Here is a 20,110-nt window from a genome sequence, read left to right on the forward strand (position 1 = left end):
CCCTCATAGCGGAGCTATGCGGGCGTTTCGGCAACGCCGCGAGCGTGCGTGCCAGGCGCCGCGGGGCAGGCGGGACTTTCGACACACGCCCTAGGCGTCCGCGGGCACGGGCTCGCGGGTGCGCGTGTCGGCCGCCGGGGCCAGCAGAACCGCCCCCGCGACGAACACGAGGACCGCGACCATCGCCGAGCGCAGCCCGTAGTGGTCGCCCAGGAAGCCCAGGGCCGGCGGCCCGACCAGGAACGCCACGTACCCGATGATGGCGACCAGGGACACCCGGGCCGTCTGGTCGGGGCCCGAGTCACCGGCCGCCGACAGGGCCACCGGGAAGCCGAGCGAGGCCCCGAGGCCCCAGAACAGCACGGCGATCGCGGCCACGACGGCGCTGTCGGAGAAGATCACCAGGACGAGCCCGACGGCGCCGGAGACGGCACTCGCCCGGACGACCGCCACACGTCCGAAGCGGTCGAGGAAGAAGGAACCGCAGAAACGGCCCGTGGTCATCGCCGCGGCGAACCCGACGTAGACGAGGGATCCGGCCGCCGCGTTCAGGCCGTGGCCGTCGACCATGAGCAGCGGCAGCCAGTCGTTCGCCGCGCCCTCGGCCAGGGCCATGGCCAGCACGATGGCGCCGATCAGCAGCAGCCGGTGGTCCTTCCAGACCTGCGGCCGGGAACGCCGCCCCGCCGTCCGGGCGGCCCGCTCGACGCTGAGGCCGGTACCGGCCGGGACCGAGCGCAGCGCGTGGAGCAGGAGCGCCGTGGCCACCACCGCGACGACGGCGAGGTGCCAGTGGGCAGGGACGTCGGCCGCCGTGGCCGCCATGCCCGCCAGACCGCCGACCACCGTGCCCAGGCTGAAGCAGCCGTGCAGCGTCGGCAGGACCGCCCGGCCGGTGATGCGCTCGACATCGGCCCCGTCCACGTTCACGGCCACCTCGCCAGCCCCCGTACCGGCTCCGAAGAGGCAGAGCCCTGCGGTGACCACGGGCGCGGAGGCGAGGGCGCTGCCCGCGCCGATGACGACGACGGCCGCGATGATCAGACAGGTGCCCAGAGCGATCACGGGCCGGGTGCCGAAGCGCGACACGAAGCGTCCGGAGCACAGGATGCCGATCATGGCCCCGACGGAGAGCCCGAAGAGGACGAGCCCCATCTGGGCGGTCGACACGCCCAGTTCGTCCCGCACGTCCGGGGTGCGGGTGACCCAGGAGGACATGGCGATGCCGGGAAGGAAGAAGAAGAGGTACAGGGCCTGACGGCGCCGGCGCACGGCAGGGTCTATCAACAGGAGCTCCGCAGGAGTTCGGAAGAATGGACCGGCAGGCGACGCGTCCCGCCCCCACCAGGACCAGGGTATGCACAAATGTACATACCTGGTGGGGCGGAGAGAAGAGAAGGCGGACCACACGATGACCGGAAGCAACCGCGGCCCCAACGACCCCCGGCGGCGCGAGCGGATCCTCGACGCGGCCCTCGACGTCATCGCCGAACACGGCGCCATCAAGGTCACCTTCCGCCGGATCGCCGCGGCGGCCGGGGTACCGCTCGGCTCGCTCACCTACTACTTCGACGACATGCAGCATCTGCTCACGGAGGCCTTCACCCGCCTCGCCGAGACCGTCTCCAGCCGCTACGGGGCACTGCTGGCCGCAGCTCGCACCCCTGAGGAGGCCCAGGAGGCGGTCGTCGAGATCATCTGCGGCAAGGTGTGGGGCTCCGACCGCAATCTCCTGCTCAGCTACGAGCTGTACGCCTTCGCCACCCGCCACCCCGAACTGCGCGAGGTGATGCGCTCCTGGATGCAGGCCAGCCGCGACTCCCTCGCCCGGCACTTCGACCCGCTGACCGCCCGTGCCCTGGACGCGCTGGTGGAGGGCTTCTCCATCCACAACTCCGTCGACGCCCGTCCCACCGACCGCGCGGGGATCGCGGCCGTGGTCGGCGCCGTCGTCGCACGTCCCGCCACCTCCGGCGTCGTCTAGGGTCGACACCACGATGAACAGCAACAACGCGTCCCCCGCCCCGCCCGCGAAGGCCGACAAGGCAGGCGTGCGGCGGCACAATCTGAGCCTGGTGCTGCGCACCGTCCACGACGAGGGCGAGGCGACCCGGGCCGGCGTCGCCGCGCGCGTGGGGCTGACCCGGGCCGCGGTCTCGTCGCTCGTCGACCAGCTCCTGACGGAGGGATTCCTCAGCGAGTGGGGCAAGACGTTCAGCGGGCAGGCGGGCCGTCCCGGCACCGTCCTGAAGGTGGCCCGCAGCGGCCCCGCCGGGCTCGGCGTGGAGATCAACATCGACTACGTGGCCGTGTGCGTCGTCGATCTCGCGGGCACCGACCGGGTCCGCCTGGTCGAGCGGATGGACAACCGCGGCGCGGCGCCGTCCGCCGTCCTCAACCAGGCCGCCCGGATCGCCGCGCGGGCCGTCGCCTCCGCCACGGAACAGGAACTGCGCCCCGTGGCGGCCGAGTTGGCGCTGCCCGGTCTGGTCTCCGGCGGCGCGGTGCGGCAGGCGCCGAACCTGGGCTGGAACCGGGTTCCGGTCGAGGGTCTGTTCGCCCAGGCGCTCAGCGCACTGCGGCCCGAGCACCGTGCTCTTCCGGTGAGCGCCGACAACGAGGCCAATCTCGCGGCGATGGCCGAGCTGTGGTTCGCCACGGCCGACGACGACCGCGCCCCGGTGAACAGCTTCGTCTACCTCACCGGCGAGATCGGTGTCGGCGGCGCGCTGGTCCTCAATGGTCAACTGCTGCGCGGCGCCCACGGGTTCGCGGGCGAGATCGGACATCTCGTGGTCGACCCCGACGGGCCCCCGTGCAGCTGCGGCGCGCGCGGCTGCCTGGAGCAGTACGCGGGCCAGGCGGCGCTGCTGCGGGCGGCGGACCTGGACGAGAAGGCGGGCGCGGCGGGCGTCGCGGAGCTGGAGGCGCGGGCGCGGGCCGGTCAGCCTCGGGCGCTGCAGGCTCTGGAGGAGGCCGGGCGACGGCTCGGCCGGGTGCTGTCCGGGGCGGTGAACCTGCTGGACCCGGACGCGGTGATCCTGGGCGGCGCCTTCCGCGAGCTGAAGCCGTGGCTCGCGCCGGCCGCGGACGCGGAGCTGACGGCGCGGGTGGTGTCGGGTCTGTGGACGCCCGGCAGCGGGCGGCTGCGGGCCTCGTCCTCGTCCGGGGACGCGGCACGCGGCGCCGCGGCCCACGTGGTGCGCGAGGTGCTGGCGGACCCGGCGGCCTACGCGGAGTCCGGGAGGGACTGAACTCGGGCGGCAGCCCGGACGCCGCCGGGGCCGGGGCGGAGCCTCGCGGTCCCGGCCCGGCCCGGGCGTCGGCCGGTGCCCCCGCTCAGCCGATGTTCTCCTTCAGCCGCGCGACGTTGGCCCGCACATCACCCTTCGCCAGATCGCTGCCGATGCTGACCGTGAAGGCGCCGGCATCGAGCCACTGCGCGGCGTTGTCGACGCCGACGCCGCCGGTGGCCATGATCCTGGCGCCCGGCAGGACGGACAGCAGCGACTTCAGGTAGCCGATCCCGCCGATGTTCGCGGGGAAGAGCTTCCCCACCCCGCGCCCGGCCGCGATCCGCAGTTCGCTCGGGGTGAATCCGCCCTCGACGAGGAGCCGGCCCGCCGCGTCGGCCACGGGGCGCACCTCCGGCACCTGGAAGGGGCTGACGAGGAAGTGCGCCCCGGCCGCGAGGGCCCGCTCGGCGATCTCCGGCGAGGTGACCGTGCCCAGGCCCAGGGTGACCTCGGGCGCCTCGCGCGACCAGGTCTCCACCAGCTTCTCCCAGCCGGGTGTGGTGGCCGTGAACTCGAAGGCGGTGATGCCGGACTCGACCAGGGTGCGGGCCATCCGGTCGGCCGCGTCGGCGTCGGCCTCACGGACGGTCGGGGTGACGCGGGCCAGCCGCAGCCGGTCGATCACGTCGGGGACGGCGGGGTTCATCGGTGTCTCCGTACGGTGCTCGGTCATGCCGGGGCCGCGATGCGCTCGAGCGCGTCCAGGGTGGACTCGGCGTCGGTGCCGCTGGCGCGCAGCACGATCGCGTCGCCGCAGCGGATGTTGAGGGTCATCAGCGACAGGACGCTGCGCGCGGGCACCTCGGTGCCGTCCTCGCGGGCGACGGTCACCTCGGCGGCGGCGCGGGCCGCGGTCTGCGCGAAGGCGGCGGCGGGGCGGGCGTGCAGGCCGGCCTCCTCGGTGACGACCAGGCGGCGTTCGACGACGGTCATCGGGCTCCTCCCCCGAGCAGCGCGGTCAGCCGGTCCACGAGTCGGTCCTCTTCGTCGGGGCGCAGCGGGCGCGGGTCGATCAGCAGCCGGCCCGTCACCGCGAGGTGGTCCCTCACGTGGACGCCCGTGGAGGCGAGTTCGGCCGCGAGCGTGGCCGCGTCCCGGCCGGACTCCGCCGGGTCCACGGTCAGTTCGGTGCGGTGAATGGCGCGTCCCGCCTCGTCGCCGACGACCCGGGTGGTGATGCCGGGCAGGTCGGCGAGGCGCGCGGCCAGCTTCTCCATGCGCTCGCGGTGGCCGCCGGGCTCCGCGCTGCCGTAGTCGCGCAGCGCCTGGACCAGGCCGAACAGGGTCTCCTTGCCGACCTTCATGGGGCGGGCGATGCCGCCGTACTGGGCCCGGCAGGCGGCCACGCGTGCGGCGCTGCCGCAGATCATGCCGGAGGCGGGTCCGCCCACGGCCTTGCCGCCGCTGTAGACGACCAGGTCGGCGCCGGTGGCGGGCCAGTGCTTCAGGTCCTCCTCGGCGGCCGCGTCGACGATGACGGGGATGTCGTGCCGCCGTCCGATCTCGATCGTCTCCGCGAGGGAGACCATGCCCTTCTGGACGGCGTGGTGGGACTGGACGTAGAGGAGGGCTGCCGTGCGCGGGCCGATCGCGCCCGCCAGGTGGTCGGCGGTGACCTTGTTGGCGGAGCCGACCTCGACGGGGCGGCCGCCGCCGAGCGCGATCATCTGGCGGATCGGGGCGCCGAAGTAGACGGAGTGCCCGCGCGGCAGGATCACCTCGCACGGCGCGTCGCCGGGGTCGGGCAGGGTCTCGACACGGCTGACGTCGGTGCCCGCGATCACGGAGGCGACGGCGATGGCGATGCCCGAGGCGGCTCCCGTGGTGGGACAACCGGCCTCGGTGCCGGTCGCGTCGGCGATCTCCCGGCCGACGGCGTCCAGCAGGTCGTCCATGACGACGTGGTGGCGGGCCGCCTCGCCCATGGCGGCGATGACACCGTCGCCGAGGACGCTGCCGCCGAGGGCGGTCATCCGGCCGCTGGCGTTGATGGCGGGCGGGACCCCGAGGTCGTGGTGGAGGGTGGGCACACGGTCTCCTTGCGCTGCGGGTGCAGGGGCGGGGGCGGTCACTTGCCGGGGATGGGGAAGAAGAGGCCGGCGAGCATCGCGCCGATGATGGCGCCGCCGGTCAGCGGCTTCTGCCACTTGTAGAAGACGAGGGCGCCGATGGTGGAGCCGAGCCCCACGGGCAGGGACGCGGTCGCGGCGGAGATGATGACGAGGGGGCCGAGATAGCGGCCTGCGGAGTTGCCCGCGCCCATCATCACGTCGGCGCCGAAGGTGGACGTGCCGCCCGTGGAGTTCACGGTGGCGCGCCGGATGACGACGATGGCGATGCCGATCAGGCCGCCGAGCAGCGCGCCGACCGGGACCGCGAGCCAGAAGTGCTGGAGCGGCGCGGTGAACCCGGCGCCGAGGAGCATGGCGGGGATGCCGATGCCCACGCCGGTCTGCAGGGAACCGCCGATGTCGAGGATGCCGACCATGGGGCCCTCGATGATGCGGGCGAACAGGAAGCCCGCGCCGAACGCGGCCGCGGCACCGTAACTTCCGTTCTGCATACCGGCCTTGAGCATCGAGGCGACGGCGACGTCGTTGAACACCCCGGTGTCGTAGACGTAGTAGAGGTGGGTGCCGGTGAAGATGCCCGCGGCCAGGCACGCCACGAAGACGGGGAAGGCCCACTCGGCCAGCCAGAAGCTGCCCTCGCCCGGCACCCGGCTGAGGAAGCCGCTCCTGGCCTCCGGCGCACCGGAGTTCTGTGCGGGTATGCCGCCCGCGGCGGCGGTGGATGTGTCGGTCATGTCGCTGCCTGCCTCACTGGGGCTTGGTGCCGGTGGTGTCGTGGAGCTGCGTGAGCCAGTGCGGGATGTGCACCTTCATCTGCTCGAGCAGGGTGATGTCGACGCCGCGCAGGAAGGTGCTGGCCACGAACAGGGCGATGACGACGCCGGCCAGTGACTTGGTGACCTTGGTCCAGCCGAGGTCGTCGACGCCCTTGCCGATGACGATGCCGAGCACGATGCCGGGGACCGCGTTGCCCATCACCAGGTGGCCGAGTCCGCCGAGGACGGTGCCCCAGGCTCCGGTGCGGCGGCCCGCGTCGACGGCGGCCATCCAGAAGATGATCGGCATGACGGGGTTGATCAGCCACTCCGACGCCGGTCCCAGCACCTGGGCCGCAACCTCCTGGAGGGAGTGCGGGATGGAGGCGGCCGTCGTGTTGAGGAGGGTGACCAGGAGCATTCCGACGACGGCGCCGGTCAGCGCCATCCGGCGCGGGTTGTGCAGCGTCGCGTCGAGGTTGCGGTTCTTCGCCATGGCGACGGCCGCCGACCAGTGCGGCACGATGCGGTGGTCCACGTCCGAGGTGAGCGCGCCGGTTCCGACCGCGCTCGACCAGGCGTTGAAGAGGAAGCCGAGCCCGAAGGAGAAGTGGGCGACGGGGTCGTTCTGACAGGCGTTCAGCTCGCCCAGGGTGCGGAAGGCGCCCATGCCCTGGACCTTCGGCGCGTGGAACATGCGGGCCACGCCCGCGCTCGCGCCGAAGCCGATGAGGCCACCGATGACGAGCGACTCCAGGAGGACGGTGAGGGTTTCGTTCATCGGGTCACCTCATGTGGAGGGCGTGCTGGAGCGAGGAGAGCCGCTCCTCGCGCACCGTGAAGTCGACGGCGTCCAGGTCGAGGGAGGCCACCTGGACCTCGATGCGCAGCGTGATCTCGAAGCGCCGGCGGGTGCGGGGGAAGAGCAGGCCGAGGAACCGCTCGGTCCAGCGGTGCTCCACCGCGGACACGACGTCGAGTTCCAGGGGCTCCACGCGGAAGTCGACGCCGTCGGTGCGCTTGGCGACCTCGGACTGCACCTGCCCGATGGCGGTGGCGAACGCCTTCTCCCGGGTGGGGCCCGACCCGCTGAGCCGCAGGGTGTGCCGGGACTGCTTCACGAGGCCTCCTTGGCCAGCTTCTTCAGCAGCGCCTCGGTGACCTTGAAGCCGAGCTCCTCGCTGTCGAGGAACCCGAAGCCGAGGACGGTGCGGCCCTGTTCCACGGCGGTCACGCCGGCCTGTGCCGAGCGCATGCCGAACTCGATGTCGTGGCCGTACTTGGCCTTGGCGGTGACGGCTCCCGCACCGCCGCTGCCGCAGAAGGAGATGCCGAGCTGCGCGCCCTCGGCGTCCATCACGTCGCCCACCTTCATGTCGGCGCCGGGGCCCGGGATGAGGACGGGCTCGCCGCCCGCGGCACGTACGCCGTCGGCGACGGCCTGGCCCTTGCCGAGCCGGTGTCCGATCACGATCTTGACTGTCATGGCGGTGCTCCCTGGTGTGTCGGTCATGGCTGAGCTGTCATGCCTGCTGGCTGGTCTGGTGCTGAAGCTGTGCCGCCGCCTCGAAGTGCAGGGCGAGCAGCAGGATCTCGGTGTCGCTCGCGGAGAATCCGCGGGGCGCGCAGTAGGCGTCCACGAGGGTGCGGACGGCCGCCATGCGTCCGGGGGCGATCTCGTCGCCGAGTTCCTCGTCGAGGGCGTCCAGGTGCTCGTCCGCACGGACCCGCCGGACGAAGGCGAGGGCGTGCACGGCGAGCGCGAGCGAGCGGACGTCGTCGAAGCCGATGCCGCACGTCTCCGCGTAGACCTGGGCGAGCGGCAGGAAGGCGGTCAGGTCGGCGCGGTCGGCGTCGGTGACGGGGTGGGCCGAGTCCCCTACGGTCGTCGCGAGTCGCTCGATGAGGGGGGTGGTCATGCACGGGCCTCTCGGTGGTTCGGTCGGTGGTTCGTGTCGTACGGCGCCCGGGCTCGGACGGGTGGGGGCCCGCTCAGAGCGCGCCGTCGACGGGGAGCGGGCGTCCGGCGCGGACCGCGGCCACGGCGGTCAGGCGGGTGGTGCCGGTACGCGTGCCGCCGTCGGCGTCGGTCAGCGTGACGGGGCCCTCGGTCAGCCGCAGCAGCGTGAGGTCCGCCGCGGAGCCGGATCGGAGGGTGCCCAACTCGTCCTCCATTCCGATCACTCGGGCGGCGTGCAGGGTCGAGCAGCGGATCGCCTCGTGCGGGGTCAGTCCGAGGGCGACGAGTTTGGTGAGGGTCTCCACGAGGGAGTGCACGGGACCTTCGACGTTCCTGTGGTGCAGGTCGGTGCTGATGGTGTGCGGGGTGAAGCCCGCGGCGAGGGCGCGTTCGGCGGTGGCGAAGCTGAGGCTCGCGCTGCCGTGTCCGACGTCGAGGCGGACCCCGCGGGCCACGGCGGCGCGGGCCTGGGGTTCGCTGCCGAACAGACCGCCGGGCTTGCCGTGGAAGGCGTGGGTGACGACGTCCCCTTCGCCGAGCAGGTCGAGTACGTCGCCGAGGTGCGGCGGTTCGTTGCCGACGTGGACCATCACGGGGCGGCCGACCCGGCCGGCCACGCGCTTGGCGGCCCGCAGCGGGGCGAGGCCCGAGTCGCCGAGGACCGACGCGCTCATCCGGATCTTGATGCCGCGCACCCGGTCGGGGTGTTCGCGCAGCAGCTTCTCCGTGGCCGCCTCGTCGATGTCGTCGGGGCCGTGCGAGAGTTCCTGCCGCCCGTGGACCAGGCCGTGCCGGGAGATGTTGAGCCAGCTCAAAACGCGGGTGGCGGCCGGTTCGACAACGTTATCGGCGAAGTCGTCCCAGTGGTCGCTGCCGCAACTGCCCGCGTCCACCACGGTGGTGACGCCCTGACGCACCCCGATCTCGTCGGCGGCGACGCCGAGGTAGGTGCTGGGGGCGTAGACGTGCGTGTGCAGGTCGATCAGGCCGGGGGCGACGAGCAGGCCGGAGGCGTCGAGCGTCTTTGCGCCGACGAGGGTGCCCGGGGCGCCGACGGCGGCGATCCGTCCGTCGCGCACGGCCAGATCCCCCGGTACGGGGGTGGCCAGCAGGGGGTCGGCCAGCAGACCACCCGCCACGACGAGATCGAATCGTTGCGGGTGCACGGAGGAAGTTCCGTGTCCAGCCATGGACGGCCGCCTTTCACGAGCGTGAGAGTGGGTGCGGGAAGCATCCGGTCGCACCGCCCCGGACACCCAGGGGCCGTGCCACAACCGAAGGACGCCATCCCGTTCCGTGGAGTAGAATGGCGTTCCGCTGTGCGGATCGATTGGCAACATAGTCCGCTTCTCCACGGAGGGTCAATGGAAGCGAGCAAGCCCGCGAATTCCGTCGCCAAGGCGCTGCATGTGCTGCATGCGGTGGCCCGCGCCGACGGGCCGCACCGGCTGGGCGACATCGCGGAGCGCTCCGGCGTCCCGAAGGCGACCGCGCACCGGGTCCTCGCGACGTTCGTCGAGGAGGGGTACGTGGCGACCGACGGCGAGGGACGCTACGGCTGCGGCGTCCAGCTCCGCGCCCTGGCCGCCCAGGTCCTCGCGGACGACGCCGTGGGCATCGACGCCGTGCTGCGCGCCCTCCAGCAGCGTCTCGGGCAGGCCGTCCACCTGGCCGTCCTCAGCGGTGACCACGCGACGTACACGCACAAGGTCGACCCGGGACACGCCTACCGGATCGCGACCGACGTCGGGACGCCGCTCCCGCTGCACGCCACGGCCGCGGGCAAGGCCCTGCTCGCCCACCTGCCGCCGGCCGAGGCGGCGGAGGTCCTCGACCGCACCGGCCTGCCCGCACGTACCCCGCGCACCCACACCGACCGTGCGGCGCTCGTCGAAGAACTGGCCGCGATCCGCGCCGCCGGGTACGCCACCGACTACGAGGAGGCGGACGAGGCCATCTGCTCGCTCGCCGCGCCGGTGCTCGACGCCGACGGCACCGCGGTCGGTGCCGTCTCCGTCTCCTCGCTCACCTTCCTCGTCACCGAGGTCCAGTTGGCCGCGTTCGCGCCGGCCGTCCGGCAGGCCGCGCAGGACGTGTCCCGGCGCCTGTGACCCCCGGCCGGACATGCCGATGCCCGGCGGAGGACTCCGCCGGGCATCATGCGCCGAAGCGTCCCGTCAGCCCTGGTGGGCGGCGATCAGCTTCCGGTACCAGTGGTAGCTGTCCTTCGGGGTGCGCTGCTGGGTGTCGTAGTCGACCCGGACGATGCCGAACCGCTTGGCGTAGCCGAGCGCCCATTCGAAGTTGTCGAGCAGCGACCAGACGTAGTAGCCGCGCACGTCGACACCCGCGTCCATGGCGGTGCGCAGGGCGGTGAGGTGGTCGTGGAGGTACGTCACCCGGTCCGCGTCGTGCACGGCGCCGTCGGCGGCGACCTCGTCGTGCTCCGCGGTGCCGTTCTCCGTGATGTGGATCGGCGGCAGCGCGTCGCCGTAGCGCTCCTTGAGGCCGGTGAGCAACTGGGTGAACGTCTCGGGGACGACCGGCCAGTTCATGGAGTTGCGCCGCACGTCGGGCCAGGGGCGCTCCGCGTACCGGTTGTCGGTGGCGACGCGGACGGCCGGGTCGGGCTCCCGGTGCGGGGCGTCGGCGACGAGGGTGGGCCGGTAGTAGTTGACGCCGAGGAAGTCGAGCGGCTGCGCGATGAGGTCGAGGTCGCCGTCGAGCCGGAAGTCCTGGCGGGTGATCAGCTCGCCCCAGGTGTCCTCGTCCGACGCGGGGTAGCGGCCGGCGAGGATCGGGTCGGTCCACACCAGGTTGTGCTGGGTGTCGGCGCGCAGTGCGGCGGCCCGGTCGGCGGCCGAGTCGGTGGCCGGGACGTTGAAGTCCGGGTTGAGGGTGATGCCGACCTCACGCACGCCGGCCGCGCGCAGCTCCTTGACGGCGAGGCCGTGGCCGACGAGCAGGTGGTGGGCCGCGGCGAGGGCGGGGGTGCCCTCCTGGGCGCCGGGCGCGTGGCGGCCCACCGAGTAGCCGAGGAACGCGCTGCACCACGGTTCGTTGAGGGTGATCCAGCGCGGCACGCGGTCGGCGAGGTGCCCGGCCACGATCGCCGTGTACTCGGCGAACCGCTCGGCGGTCTCACGCACCCGCCAGCCGCCCCCCGCGGCGAAGCCGCTGCCGGATGGAGTCTCCAGGGCCTGCGGCAGGTCCCAGTGGTAGAGCGTGGCGGCGGGCTCGATGCCCGCTTCGAGCAGCTCGTCGACGAGGCGCGAGTAGAAGTCGAGGCCCTTCTGGTTGGCGGGGCCCTGTCCCGTCGGCTGGATGCGCGGCCAGGCGATCGAGAAGCGGTACGACTCGACACCGAGGTCGCGCAGCAGCGCCACGTCCTCGGGGTAGCGGTGGTAGTGGTCGCAGGCCACGTCGCCGGTGTCTCCGCCGTCGGTGCGGCCGGGCGTGTGGCTGTAGACGTCCCAGATGGACGGGCCGCGGCCGTCCTCGTTCGCCGCACCCTCGATCTGGTAAGAGGCGGTGGCCGCGCCGAACACGAAGCCTTCGGGGAAAACGGGCAAGTCACTCATGAGAAGCCTTACTTGACGGATCCGCCGGTGATACCGGCAGCAATGTACTTCTGGGCGAGAACGAGCAGCACGGCGGCCGGGATCGCCGACAGGACGGACGCGGCCATGACGGAGCCCCAGTCGCCGACGTGGGCGCCGATGTACTGGTAGATGCCGAGCGTGACGGGCTTGACGTCGTCGGTGGTGTTGAGCGTGAGGGCGAACATGAAGTCGCTCCACGCGTACAGGAAGGAGAACAGGCCCGCCGTGATCAGGGAGTTGCGGCTCATCGGCAGCACCACCTGGACGAACGTGCGCAGCTTGCCCGCGCCGTCGACCTCGGCCGCCTCGATGACCTCCTTGGGGATGGCCACCATGAACGAGCGCATCAGGACGATGGCGAAGGGGATGCCGAGCGAGGCGTCGGCGAGCATCAGGCCGAAGTAGGAGTTGACCAGGCCGAGGTCGACGTACGCGCTGTAGAGGGCGTTGGCGATGACGATGCCCGGGACCATCTGCGTGATGAGCGTGCCGAAGACGATGGACTTGGTGCCGGGCAGCCGGAACTGGGCGAGTCCGTACGCGGCGGGCGCGGCGACCGCCAGACAGATGACGACGGCGCCGAGCGCGACGGCGAGCGAGGTCAGCAGGTGGCCGCCCTGCTCGCTGACGGCGGACGAGAAGCCGGACAGGTCGAGCGAGTGCGGCACGGGCGAGACGTCGAGGAGTCCCGACTCGGGCTGGAGTGCCGTGTTGATCATCCAGTACAGCGGGAACAGCATCACGAGCAGGATGACGATGCCGGCGACGGTGGCGCCCCAGCGGCGCTTCGGCCCGGTGGTTGCGGAGGCGGAGACGGTTGCCATGCCGGTCACTTCCCCTCGGAGCGGTTGGCCCGCAGGTAGAACACCGCGAAGACGGCGGAGATCAGGATCAGGACGTTGCCGACGACGGCGCCCGCGCCGAAGTCGAGCTGGACGAAGGAGTTCTGGTAGGTGAGCGTGCCGAGCGTCTGCGTGGAGTCGGCCGGGCCGCCGTCGGTCAGGGCCAGGATCAGGTCGAGGATCTTCACCGTCGACATGAAGCCGAGCACGAGGACCACCGTGATCACGGGCTTCAGCAGCGGCAGCGTGATGGAGCGGAAGGTGCGCCAGGCGGAGGCGCCGTCCAGGGACGCGGCCTCGTACAGCTCCTTGGGGATCTCCTGGAGTCCGCCGTAGAGGATCACCATGTTGAACGGGATGCCGATCCATATGTTCACCATGATCACGGAGAACAGGGCCATGCCGGGGCTGGTCAGCCACGGGGTGTGGCCGCCGAGGCCGAGGGTGTCGAGGAAGGAGTTGAGGACGCCCGTGTCCTGGTCGAGGATGCGGCGCCAGACGATGCCGGAGACGACCATGGGGACGAGCCAGGGCAGGAGGATCAGCGAGCGCAGGAACCCGTTGAGGGGGAACCGCTTCGTGAAGAAGACGGCGAGTGCGAGGCCGATGCCGAACTGACCGATCAGCGAGCCGATCGTGAAGACGATGGTGTGCCACAGCGCCTTGCCGAAGAGGTCGTCGTGGAAGACCTTGCTCCAGTTGTCGGTGCCGTTGAAGGGCGACTTGCCGTCGAAGAACGTGGACGGCGAGAAGTCCTGGAAGCTCATCACGACGTTGCGGACGAGCGGGTAGCCGAAGAACAGCAGCATGAAGACGACGGCGGGGGCGATGAAGCCCCACTGGGAGAGCCTGCGGCGGCGCCGCGTGTCGCGCTTCTTCACCGGAGCGGCGGGGGCCGGCCGGGTGGCGGGGGCGGCGGAGGCCGTGGTGGTCGACATGTTCGTGAAACCCCTCAGTTCCCGCTCGTGGCGCGCGCCTGCGCCTTCTTCAGCGCGTCCGCGCTGTTCTGACCGGTGAGCGCGGACTGGAAGGCGCTCTGCAGGGCCAGCGACACGGACGACCAGCCCGCTCCGACCTTCGCGGTGCGCGAGCGGGCGGTGGCCACCTGGTCGGCGAGCGCGTCGAGTTCGGGCACTTCCTTGCGCCAGACGGCGGCCGCCTTCTCGTTCGCGGGCACCATCCAGCTGTTGCGCGCGTAGGTGATCTGCTCCTTCTCGGAGGACATGCACCCGATGATCTTCGCGGCGGTCTTCTCGCGCTCCGTGTCACCGGTCTTGGGGACGGTGAGGACGGCGCCGCCGAGCGGGCCGACGGAGTCGTCGCCCTCCTGGGGCACCGGGATCTGCGCGATGCCCCAGTGCAGGGACTTCTTGGTGTTGAGGGTCTCGACCTGCCAGGGACCGTTGATCATCATCGCGGCGTTGCCGGCCATGAACTGGTCGTTGACGTCGGCCTGCGTCCAGTTGACCGTGGACTTGGACAGCGAGCCGTCCTTGAGCAGGCCCTTCCAGTAGTCGAGGGCGTCGGCGACCTGCTTGCTGTCGAGGTCGGTCTCGTCGCCGCCGTTGGACCACATGAACGGCGTGAACTGGAAGACGCCGTCCTCGGCGCCGCCCGCGCTCAGGGCGATGCCGTACTGCTTGCCCTGCGTGAGCTTCTTCGCGGTCTCCTTCATCTCGGCCCAGGTGGTGGGGACCTTCAGACCGGCCTTCTTCAGGACGTCCTTGTTGTAGAAGAGGGCGAGGGTGTTCACCGTGCGCGCGGCGCCGTAGTACGTGCCCTTGTAGGAGCCGAAGTCGACGATGCCCTTCGGGATGTCCTGCGTGGACAGGCCGAGCGACGTCAGGTCGACCAGGCCTCCCGCCTCGGCGAACGTCGGCATCTCGGAGGCGTCGAACTGGATGACGTCCGGGAGCGACTTCGACGACGCCATCCGCAGCGATTTCGTCATGACCTGTGAGGCCGGGACGCTCTGCTGCTCGATGGTGATCCCCAGCCGGGCGCTGCACCGCTTCAGGGTGGCGGCGTCCCAGCCGTGGTACGAGTCGTCGGTCGAGGAGTTGAGGACGGTGTAGACGTCGTCGTCGCGCTGGCTTCCGCAGCCCGAGAGGGCCGCGGAGGCGACGAGGACGGAGACAACGGTGAGCGGGATAACGGCCCGCCGGCGTGCTGCTGTCACGGTCATTGCCCTTGCCTGGGGAGGGATGGCCGGCCCGGCGGAACGCCCGTGTTCCGCCGGGGTGTCACTGCGTGAGGCGTACGGGTCCGGCCCGGCCGTACGCGGAAGGAGGGGCGAGGCGCCCGGAGTGCTCAGCGGGCGCCGAGCAGGTGGTCCATCGCGAGCTGGTCGAGTCGCTCGAAGGCCATCGAGCGGGTGGCCGCGGCCTCCACGTCGAACTCCTCGTACGCGCTCTTGTCGGCGAGGAGGGCGGCGAGGCCGTCGGCGGCGGTGGGCTGCGCCAGCTCGTCGAGGCGGGAGTCGAGGAGCGCCTTCTGCACCTCGGGGTCGGCGCGGAAGGCCGCGGCGCGCTCCTTGAGGATCAGGTAGTTGCGCATGCAGTTCCTGGCGGACTCCCACACCCCGTCGAAGCCGTCGGTGCGCACCGGCTTGAAGTCGAAGTGGCGCGGGCCCGCGTAGTCGGAGTTCTCCAGCAGGTCGACGAGCCAGAACGCCTGGCGCACGTCGCCGGCGCCGAAGCGGAAGTCCTGGTCGTACTTGATGCCGGTCTGGCCGTTGAGGTCGATGTGGAAGAGCTTGCCCGCCCACAGCGCCTGCGCGATGCCGTGCGGGAAGTTGAGGCCCGCCATCTGCTCGTGGCCGACCTCGGGGTTCACGCCGACGAGTTCGGGGCGCTCCAGGCGCTCGATGAAGGCGAGGGCGTGACCGATGGTGGGCAGGAGGATGTCGCCGCGCGGCTCGTTGGGCTTGGGCTCGATGGCGAACTTCAGGTCGTAGCCCTGCTCGGTGACGTAGTCGCCCAGGAGGTCGAAGGCCTCCTTCATGCGGTCGAGGGCGTCCCGGACGTCCTTGGCGCCACCGGACTCGGCGCCCTCGCGGCCACCCCACGCGACATACGTTTCCGCGCCCAGTTCGGCCGCGAGGTCGATGTTGCGGATCGTCTTGCGCAGCGCGTACCGGCGCACGTCACGGTCGTTGGCGGTGAAGCCGCCGTCCTTGAAGACCGGGTGGGTGAAGAGGTTGGTGGTGGCCATCGGGACGGCCATGCCGGTGGCGTCGAGCGCCTGCTTGAACCGCTTGACGATCGCCTCGCGCTCGGCGTCCGTCGAGCCGAAGGGGATGAGGTCGTCGTCGTGGAACGTGACGCCGTGGGCGCCGAGTTCGGACAGACGCCGCACCGACTCGACCGGGTCGAGCGCGGGCCGGGTGGCGTCGCCGAACGGGTCGTTGCCCCGCCAGCCCACGGTCCACAGACCGAACGTGAACTTGTCTTCAGGGGTGGGAGTGAATCCGCCGGACATGGCGCCGTCCTTGGGTCGATCGTTTGTTTTCTGACATGACTAATACGTCATTCGGCCGCTCGGCGCCAGACCCGACGGCGAAACTCACACTTCACGGATCGGCAACGACCTGCTGTTGCGAGGAATCGAAGCGCTTGCGCGACATCACACCCCGCGACCCCTTGTTCTTTTGTTTTCTGTACGATCAAATGCGTCATACAGGCGCTTTGGACCGAGCCCGGCTTCACGGCGCAGGCAAGATCACCAACACGTTGAGGGGGTGAGGGGGCTTCATGGCCGTCGTGATCGGCGTGGACAGCTCCACGCAGTCCACCAAGGCAGCCGTCACCGACGCCGCCACCGGCCGGATCCTCGCCGTCGGCCGTGCTCCGCACGTCGTCACCGGCGAGCACGGCGCCCGCGAGACCGAGCCGGACGTGTGGTGGTGGGCGCTGCGCGACGCGGTCGCGAACGGGCTGAAGGAGGCGGACATCGCACCCGGGGCCGTCACCGCGATCGCCGTCGCGGGCCAGCAGCACGGCCTCGTCGTGCTCGACGCGGACGGCAGGCCGCTGCGCCCGGCCGCACTGTGGAACGACACCCGCTCCGCCCCGCAGGCCGCCGCGCTGACCGAGGAGTTCGGCGGCCCGGACGCCTGGCTCGCGCGCACCGGTTCCGTACCGGTCGCCTCGCTCACCGCGACGAAGTGGCGCTGGCTGCGCGAGCACGAGCCCGCTCGCGCGGTCGCCGCCGTCCGGCTGCCGCACGACTTCCTGACCGAGCGGCTGTGCGGGCAGGCGGTCACCGACCCCGGGGACGCCTCCGGGACCGGCTGGTACTCCACGGCGACCGGTGCCTACGATCCCGAGGTCCTCGACCTCCTCGGTCTGCGGCCCGAGCTGCTGCCCGCGGTCGCCGCGACGGGCGGCACACGTGCCGGATCGCTGACCGCGCGGGCCGCGGCGGCGCTGGGCCTGCCCGAGGGCATCGCGGTGGCCGCGGGCACCGGCGACAACATGGCGGCCGCGGTCGGGCTCGGCCTCGGCGGCGCGGGCCTCCTGGACCACCCGGTCGTCAGCCTCGGCACCTCGGGCACCGTCTTCACCGCCACCCGCACCCGCCCGGCCTCCCGGGATCTCGCCGGATTCGCCGCGACCGACGGTACGTACCTGCCGCTGGCCTGCACCCTCAACTGCACGCTCGCCGTCGACAAGGTCGCCGCCCTGCTGGGCCTGGACCGCGAGGACGCCGAGCCCGGCGGCGGCGCCGTGCTCCTGCCGTACCTCGACGGCGAGCGCACCCCGGACCTGCCGCACGCCACGGGCCTGCTGACCGGCCTGCGGCACGCCACCAGCGGACGGCAGCTGCTCGGCGCCGCCTACGAGGGCGCCGTGTTCACCGTGCTCCGCGCCCTGGACGCGCTGCTGACGGCCTGCGGTCTCGATCCGGACGACCCCGAGGTCGCCGCGCGCCCGCTGCGTCTGATCGGCGGCGGCGCCCGTGGCCGCACCTGGGTGGAGACGGTGCGCCGGCTGTCCGGACGGCCCGTTCTGCTGCCCGAGTCCGGCGAACTCGTCGCGCTCGGTGCCGCCGCGCTCGCCCGCGCCGCCGCCACCGGCCTCGACCCGGTCGCCGTCGCCACCGCCTGGGACACCGGTCGCGGCACACCGCTCCCGGCGGTGCCCCGCGACCGGGTGACCTGGAACCGGCTGACCCAGGTGCTGGACGAGGCGACACCGGCCCTGCTGACCTGACCGCCGGGGCCGCGTCGCCCCCTCGGAACTCCCGACCGCGCACCATCCCGCACCACCCCGCACCCCAAGGAAGATGATGAAGTTCACCGACGGCTTCTGGCTGATGCGCGACGGGGTCGAGGCCTCGTACGCCACCGAGGTACGCGACGTCCACGCCGCCGACGACCGCTTCACCGCGTTCGCCGCGGTCAAGCGGGTCGAGCGGCGCGGTGACACCCTCAACGCCCCGCTCCTGACCGTCGACTGCTTCTCCCCCGCCGAGGGCGTCATCGGCGTACGCGTCACGCACCTGGCGGGCCGCAGGCACCGCGGACCCGACTTCGCCCTGCCCGGCGCGGACACCGGCGTCGGCCGGGTGCGCCGCGACGGCGACGTCGTCGAACTGAGCAGCGGCGCCCTCGGCGTCCGCCTGGACGCGGGCGCGCCGTGGACCCTGTCGTTCCGCGATCCCGAGGGCCGCGAGGTCGCCTCGGTGGGCCGCAAGGGCACCGCCTTCCTCACCACGGGCGACGGCGCCCACCACATGGCCGGGCAGCTGTCCCTCGGAGTCGGCGAGCAGGTCTACGGGCTCGGCGAGCGCTTCACCCCGTTCGTGAAGAACGGCCAGGTCGTCGACATGTGGCAGGCCGACGGCGGTACGAGCAGCGAGCAGGCGTACAAGAACATCCCGTTCAGCCTGCACGTCTCCCCCACCGGCGCGTACGGCGTCTTCGTCGACCACCCGGGGAAGGTCGGCTACGAGATCGGCTCGGAGTCCGTCGGGCAGATGCAGTTCAGCGTCGAGGACCAGACGCTGACCTACTACGTCGTCGCGGGCCCCGAGCCCAAGGACGTGCTGCGCCGCTACACCGCGCTGACCGGCCGCCCGGCCCTCCCGCCGGCCTGGTCGTTCGGCCTGTGGCTGACCACCTCGTTCACCACGCAGTACGACGAGGCGACGGTGACGAAGTTCGTCGACGGCATGGCCGAGCGCGACATCCCGCTGTCCGTCTTCCACTTCGACTGCTTCTGGATGCGCGAGTACCAGTGGTCGGACTTCGCCTGGGACCCGGACGTCTTCCCGGACCCGGTCGGCATGCTCGCCCGGCTCAAGGAGCGGGGCCTGAGGATCTCGGTGTGGATCAACCCGTACATCGCCCAGAAGTCCGCGCTGTTCGACGAGGCGGCGGAGCTGGGGTACCTGGTGCGGACCGCCGGCGGGGACGTCTGGCAGTGGGACCTGTGGCAGGCCGGCATGGGCCTGGTGGACTTCACCAACCCCGACGCGTGCGCCTGGTTCCAGGCGAAGCTGAAGGTGCTCCTGGACCAGGGCGTGGACTGCTTCAAGACGGACTTCGGCGAGCGCATCCCGACGGACGTGGTCTGGCACGACGGCTCCGACCCGGAGCGCATGCACAACTACTACACGCACCTGTACAACAAGGTCGTCTTCGAACTCCTGGAGAAGGAGCGCGGCAGCGGCGAGGCCGTGCTGTTCGCGCGGTCCGCGGCGGCGGGCGGGCAGCAGTTCCCGGTGCACTGGGGCGGCGACTGCTGGTCGTCGTTCGGCGCGATGGCCGAATCGCTGCGCGGCGGTCTGTCGCTGTCCCTGTCCGGCTTCGGCTTCTGGTCGCACGACATCGGCGGCTTCGAGGGCACCCCCGACCCGGCGGTCTTCAAGCGCTGGCTGCAGTTCGGGCTGCTCTCCTCGCACAGCCGGCTGCACGGCTCGTCCTCGTACCGCGTGCCGTGGGAGTTCGGCGACGAAGCGGTCGACGTGGCCCGGCAGTTCACCAAGCTGAAGCACCGCCTGATGCCGTACCTGTACGGAGCGGCCGTCGAGGCCCACCGCACGGGCGTCCCGCTGATGCGCCCGATGCTGCTCGACTTCCCCGGCGACCCGACCGCCCGCGTCCTGGACCGGCAGTACATGCTCGGCCCCGACCTGCTGGTCGCGCCGGTCTTCTCGGCCGACGGCGATGTCGAGTACTACCTCCCCGAAGGCACCTGGACGCACCTGCTCACCGGTGAGCAGGTGCAGGGCCCGGCCTGGCGCCGCGAGCGGCACGGCTTCGACAGCCTTCCGCTGTACGTGCGGCCCGGCGCGGTGCTGCCGCTCGGCGCGGACACGAGCCGTCCCGACGGCGACTGGCTGACGGACCTGTCCCTGCTCGTCGCGCCCGGTGGCGCGGAGAACGGCACGGTGACCGTGTCGGTCCCCGACCACCACGGCCAGGATGCGGCGATGTACGAGGTCGTGCGGGACGCGACGGGAGCGGTCGACGTGACCGCGCCGCAGGGCCGGGACGTGCCGAAGGTGGTGCGCTCCGCGCAGTAGCCGTCGGAGCAGGAGCAGCGGTTCGTCCGAGCGCCGCCCGGAGCACGTGTGTG

General features: G+C 71.9%; 20 protein-coding genes. 5 read left to right on the top strand and 15 right to left on the bottom strand.

The features are described from left to right. Nucleotides 1–90: 90 nt before the first annotated feature. Nucleotides 91–1,287: an MFS transporter gene (locus ABT127_RS25535; protein WP_351454374.1), complete on the bottom strand. Its 1,197-nt coding sequence runs from the start codon at nucleotides 1,285–1,287 to the stop codon at nucleotides 91–93. Nucleotides 1,288–1,411: 124 nt separating this feature from the next. Between ABT127_RS25535 and ABT127_RS25540 the strand changes: the two genes are divergently transcribed. Both ABT127_RS25540 and ABT127_RS25545 read left to right on the top strand, forming a co-directional pair. Continuing rightward, nucleotides 1,412–1,984, top strand: a complete 573-nt coding sequence (locus ABT127_RS25540; RefSeq protein WP_351454377.1) for a TetR/AcrR family transcriptional regulator — start codon at nucleotides 1,412–1,414, stop codon at nucleotides 1,982–1,984. Between the two features lie 13 nt (nucleotides 1,985–1,997). Beyond that, on the top strand, nucleotides 1,998–3,254 hold the full coding sequence (locus ABT127_RS25545) for an ROK family transcriptional regulator (RefSeq protein ID WP_351454379.1): 1,257 nt from the start codon (nucleotides 1,998–2,000) through the stop codon (nucleotides 3,252–3,254). Nucleotides 3,255–3,339: 85 nt separating this feature from the next. Here ABT127_RS25545 and ABT127_RS25550 read toward each other — a convergent pair whose 3' ends face one another. The 9 genes from ABT127_RS25550 to ABT127_RS25590 all read right to left on the bottom strand — a co-directional run bounded on the left by ABT127_RS25550 (nucleotide 3,340) and on the right by ABT127_RS25590 (nucleotide 9,249). Then, nucleotides 3,340–3,942, bottom strand: coding sequence for a bifunctional 4-hydroxy-2-oxoglutarate aldolase/2-dehydro-3-deoxy-phosphogluconate aldolase (locus ABT127_RS25550; RefSeq protein ID WP_351454382.1), 603 nt, complete (start codon nucleotides 3,940–3,942; stop codon nucleotides 3,340–3,342). 23 nt (nucleotides 3,943–3,965) lie between these two features. Further along, a complete protein-coding gene (locus ABT127_RS25555) occupies nucleotides 3,966–4,229 on the bottom strand; it encodes an HPr family phosphocarrier protein (protein WP_351454385.1) in 264 nt (87 codons plus the stop codon). Continuing rightward, entirely contained in the window at nucleotides 4,226–5,326 is a 1,101-nt protein-coding gene (locus tag ABT127_RS25560) for a DgaE family pyridoxal phosphate-dependent ammonia lyase (protein WP_351454388.1), read from the bottom strand. The genes ABT127_RS25555 and ABT127_RS25560 overlap by 4 nt, the downstream gene beginning before the upstream one ends. 38 nt (nucleotides 5,327–5,364) lie before the next feature. Then, nucleotides 5,365–6,102 (bottom strand): DUF4310 family protein, encoded by a 738-nt coding sequence (locus tag ABT127_RS25565; protein ID WP_351454390.1) that lies wholly within the window; start codon nucleotides 6,100–6,102, stop codon nucleotides 5,365–5,367. Nucleotides 6,103–6,115: 13 nt separating this feature from the next. Then, complete coding sequence (locus ABT127_RS25570) at nucleotides 6,116–6,904, bottom strand: DUF4311 domain-containing protein (RefSeq protein WP_351454393.1); 789 nt, start codon at nucleotides 6,902–6,904, stop codon at nucleotides 6,116–6,118. Between the two features lie 4 nt (nucleotides 6,905–6,908). Next, on the bottom strand, nucleotides 6,909–7,244 hold the full coding sequence (locus ABT127_RS25575; RefSeq protein WP_351454396.1) for a DUF4312 family protein: 336 nt from the start codon (nucleotides 7,242–7,244) through the stop codon (nucleotides 6,909–6,911). Next, nucleotides 7,241–7,609 (bottom strand): SFCGS family glycine-rich protein, encoded by a 369-nt coding sequence (locus ABT127_RS25580; protein WP_351454398.1) that lies wholly within the window; start codon nucleotides 7,607–7,609, stop codon nucleotides 7,241–7,243. The genes ABT127_RS25575 and ABT127_RS25580 overlap by 4 nt, the downstream gene beginning before the upstream one ends. 37 nt (nucleotides 7,610–7,646) lie before the next feature. After that, nucleotides 7,647–8,042, bottom strand: a complete 396-nt coding sequence (locus tag ABT127_RS25585; protein ID WP_351454401.1) for a hypothetical protein — start codon at nucleotides 8,040–8,042, stop codon at nucleotides 7,647–7,649. Between the two features lie 73 nt (nucleotides 8,043–8,115). Continuing rightward, nucleotides 8,116–9,249, bottom strand: coding sequence for an amidohydrolase/deacetylase family metallohydrolase (locus ABT127_RS25590; protein WP_351454404.1), 1,134 nt, complete (start codon nucleotides 9,247–9,249; stop codon nucleotides 8,116–8,118). A 198-nt stretch (nucleotides 9,250–9,447) separates the two neighbouring features. Here ABT127_RS25590 and ABT127_RS25595 point away from each other — a divergent pair, with 198 nt between their 5' ends. Beyond that, nucleotides 9,448–10,194 carry an IclR family transcriptional regulator gene (locus tag ABT127_RS25595; protein WP_351454407.1) on the top strand — a complete coding sequence of 249 codons (747 nt, stop codon included), beginning with the start codon at nucleotides 9,448–9,450 and terminating at the stop codon, nucleotides 10,192–10,194. A gap of 66 nt (nucleotides 10,195–10,260) precedes the next feature. On the opposite strand, the gene ABT127_RS25600 is transcribed toward ABT127_RS25595, so the two are convergent. From ABT127_RS25600 to xylA, 5 genes are all read right to left on the bottom strand, one after another. Beyond that, nucleotides 10,261–11,664: a GH1 family beta-glucosidase gene (locus ABT127_RS25600; RefSeq protein WP_351454410.1), complete on the bottom strand. Its 1,404-nt coding sequence runs from the start codon at nucleotides 11,662–11,664 to the stop codon at nucleotides 10,261–10,263. An 8-nt stretch (nucleotides 11,665–11,672) separates the two neighbouring features. Next, nucleotides 11,673–12,509: a carbohydrate ABC transporter permease gene (locus ABT127_RS25605; RefSeq protein ID WP_351454413.1), complete on the bottom strand. Its 837-nt coding sequence runs from the start codon at nucleotides 12,507–12,509 to the stop codon at nucleotides 11,673–11,675. A gap of 5 nt (nucleotides 12,510–12,514) precedes the next feature. Then, nucleotides 12,515–13,465 (bottom strand): carbohydrate ABC transporter permease, encoded by a 951-nt coding sequence (locus ABT127_RS25610; RefSeq protein ID WP_351454415.1) that lies wholly within the window; start codon nucleotides 13,463–13,465, stop codon nucleotides 12,515–12,517. 14 nt (nucleotides 13,466–13,479) lie between these two features. Then, nucleotides 13,480–14,706, bottom strand: coding sequence for an ABC transporter substrate-binding protein (locus ABT127_RS25615; protein ID WP_351454418.1), 1,227 nt, complete (start codon nucleotides 14,704–14,706; stop codon nucleotides 13,480–13,482). A gap of 131 nt (nucleotides 14,707–14,837) precedes the next feature. Continuing rightward, nucleotides 14,838–16,007 (bottom strand): xylose isomerase, encoded by a 1,170-nt coding sequence (gene xylA, locus ABT127_RS25620; RefSeq protein ID WP_351454420.1) that lies wholly within the window; start codon nucleotides 16,005–16,007, stop codon nucleotides 14,838–14,840. A gap of 272 nt (nucleotides 16,008–16,279) precedes the next feature. Here xylA and xylB point away from each other — a divergent pair, with 272 nt between their 5' ends. After that, a complete protein-coding gene (gene xylB, locus ABT127_RS25625) occupies nucleotides 16,280–17,740 on the top strand; it encodes a xylulokinase (RefSeq protein ID WP_351454423.1) in 1,461 nt (486 codons plus the stop codon). Nucleotides 17,741–17,816: 76 nt separating this feature from the next. Beyond that, nucleotides 17,817–20,057: an alpha-xylosidase gene (gene yicI, locus ABT127_RS25630; RefSeq protein WP_351454813.1), complete on the top strand. Its 2,241-nt coding sequence runs from the start codon at nucleotides 17,817–17,819 to the stop codon at nucleotides 20,055–20,057. Nucleotides 20,058–20,110 lie beyond the last annotated feature (53 nt).

Source organism: Streptomyces sp. NPDC001904, assembly GCF_040297005.1.
Classification (GTDB): domain Bacteria; phylum Actinomycetota; class Actinomycetes; order Streptomycetales; family Streptomycetaceae; genus Streptomyces.

Bases quoted from the DNA above. Each gene is read 5' to 3' on its own strand.
- ABT127_RS25580 (WP_351454398.1), bottom strand. From the start codon at position 7,609: ATGACAGTCAAGATCGTGATCGGACACCGGCTCGGCAAGGGCCAGGCC.
- xylB (WP_351454423.1), top strand. From the start codon at position 16,280: ATGGCCGTCGTGATCGGCGTGGACAGCTCCACGCAGTCCACCAAGGCA.
- ABT127_RS25555 (WP_351454385.1), bottom strand. From the start codon at position 4,229: ATGACCGTCGTCGAACGCCGCCTGGTCGTCACCGAGGAGGCCGGCCTG.
- yicI (WP_351454813.1), top strand. From the start codon at position 17,817: ATGAAGTTCACCGACGGCTTCTGGCTGATGCGCGACGGGGTCGAGGCC.
- ABT127_RS25570 (WP_351454393.1), bottom strand. From the start codon at position 6,904: ATGAACGAAACCCTCACCGTCCTCCTGGAGTCGCTCGTCATCGGTGGC.
- xylA (WP_351454420.1), bottom strand. From the start codon at position 16,007: ATGTCCGGCGGATTCACTCCCACCCCTGAAGACAAGTTCACGTTCGGT.
- ABT127_RS25540 (WP_351454377.1), top strand. From the start codon at position 1,412: ATGACCGGAAGCAACCGCGGCCCCAACGACCCCCGGCGGCGCGAGCGG.
- ABT127_RS25610 (WP_351454415.1), bottom strand. From the start codon at position 13,465: ATGTCGACCACCACGGCCTCCGCCGCCCCCGCCACCCGGCCGGCCCCC.
- ABT127_RS25550 (WP_351454382.1), bottom strand. From the start codon at position 3,942: ATGAACCCCGCCGTCCCCGACGTGATCGACCGGCTGCGGCTGGCCCGC.
- ABT127_RS25605 (WP_351454413.1), bottom strand. From the start codon at position 12,509: ATGGCAACCGTCTCCGCCTCCGCAACCACCGGGCCGAAGCGCCGCTGG.
- ABT127_RS25545 (WP_351454379.1), top strand. From the start codon at position 1,998: ATGAACAGCAACAACGCGTCCCCCGCCCCGCCCGCGAAGGCCGACAAG.
- ABT127_RS25565 (WP_351454390.1), bottom strand. From the start codon at position 6,102: ATGACCGACACATCCACCGCCGCCGCGGGCGGCATACCCGCACAGAAC.
- ABT127_RS25585 (WP_351454401.1), bottom strand. From the start codon at position 8,042: ATGACCACCCCCCTCATCGAGCGACTCGCGACGACCGTAGGGGACTCG.
- ABT127_RS25595 (WP_351454407.1), top strand. From the start codon at position 9,448: ATGGAAGCGAGCAAGCCCGCGAATTCCGTCGCCAAGGCGCTGCATGTG.
- ABT127_RS25600 (WP_351454410.1), bottom strand. From the start codon at position 11,664: ATGAGTGACTTGCCCGTTTTCCCCGAAGGCTTCGTGTTCGGCGCGGCC.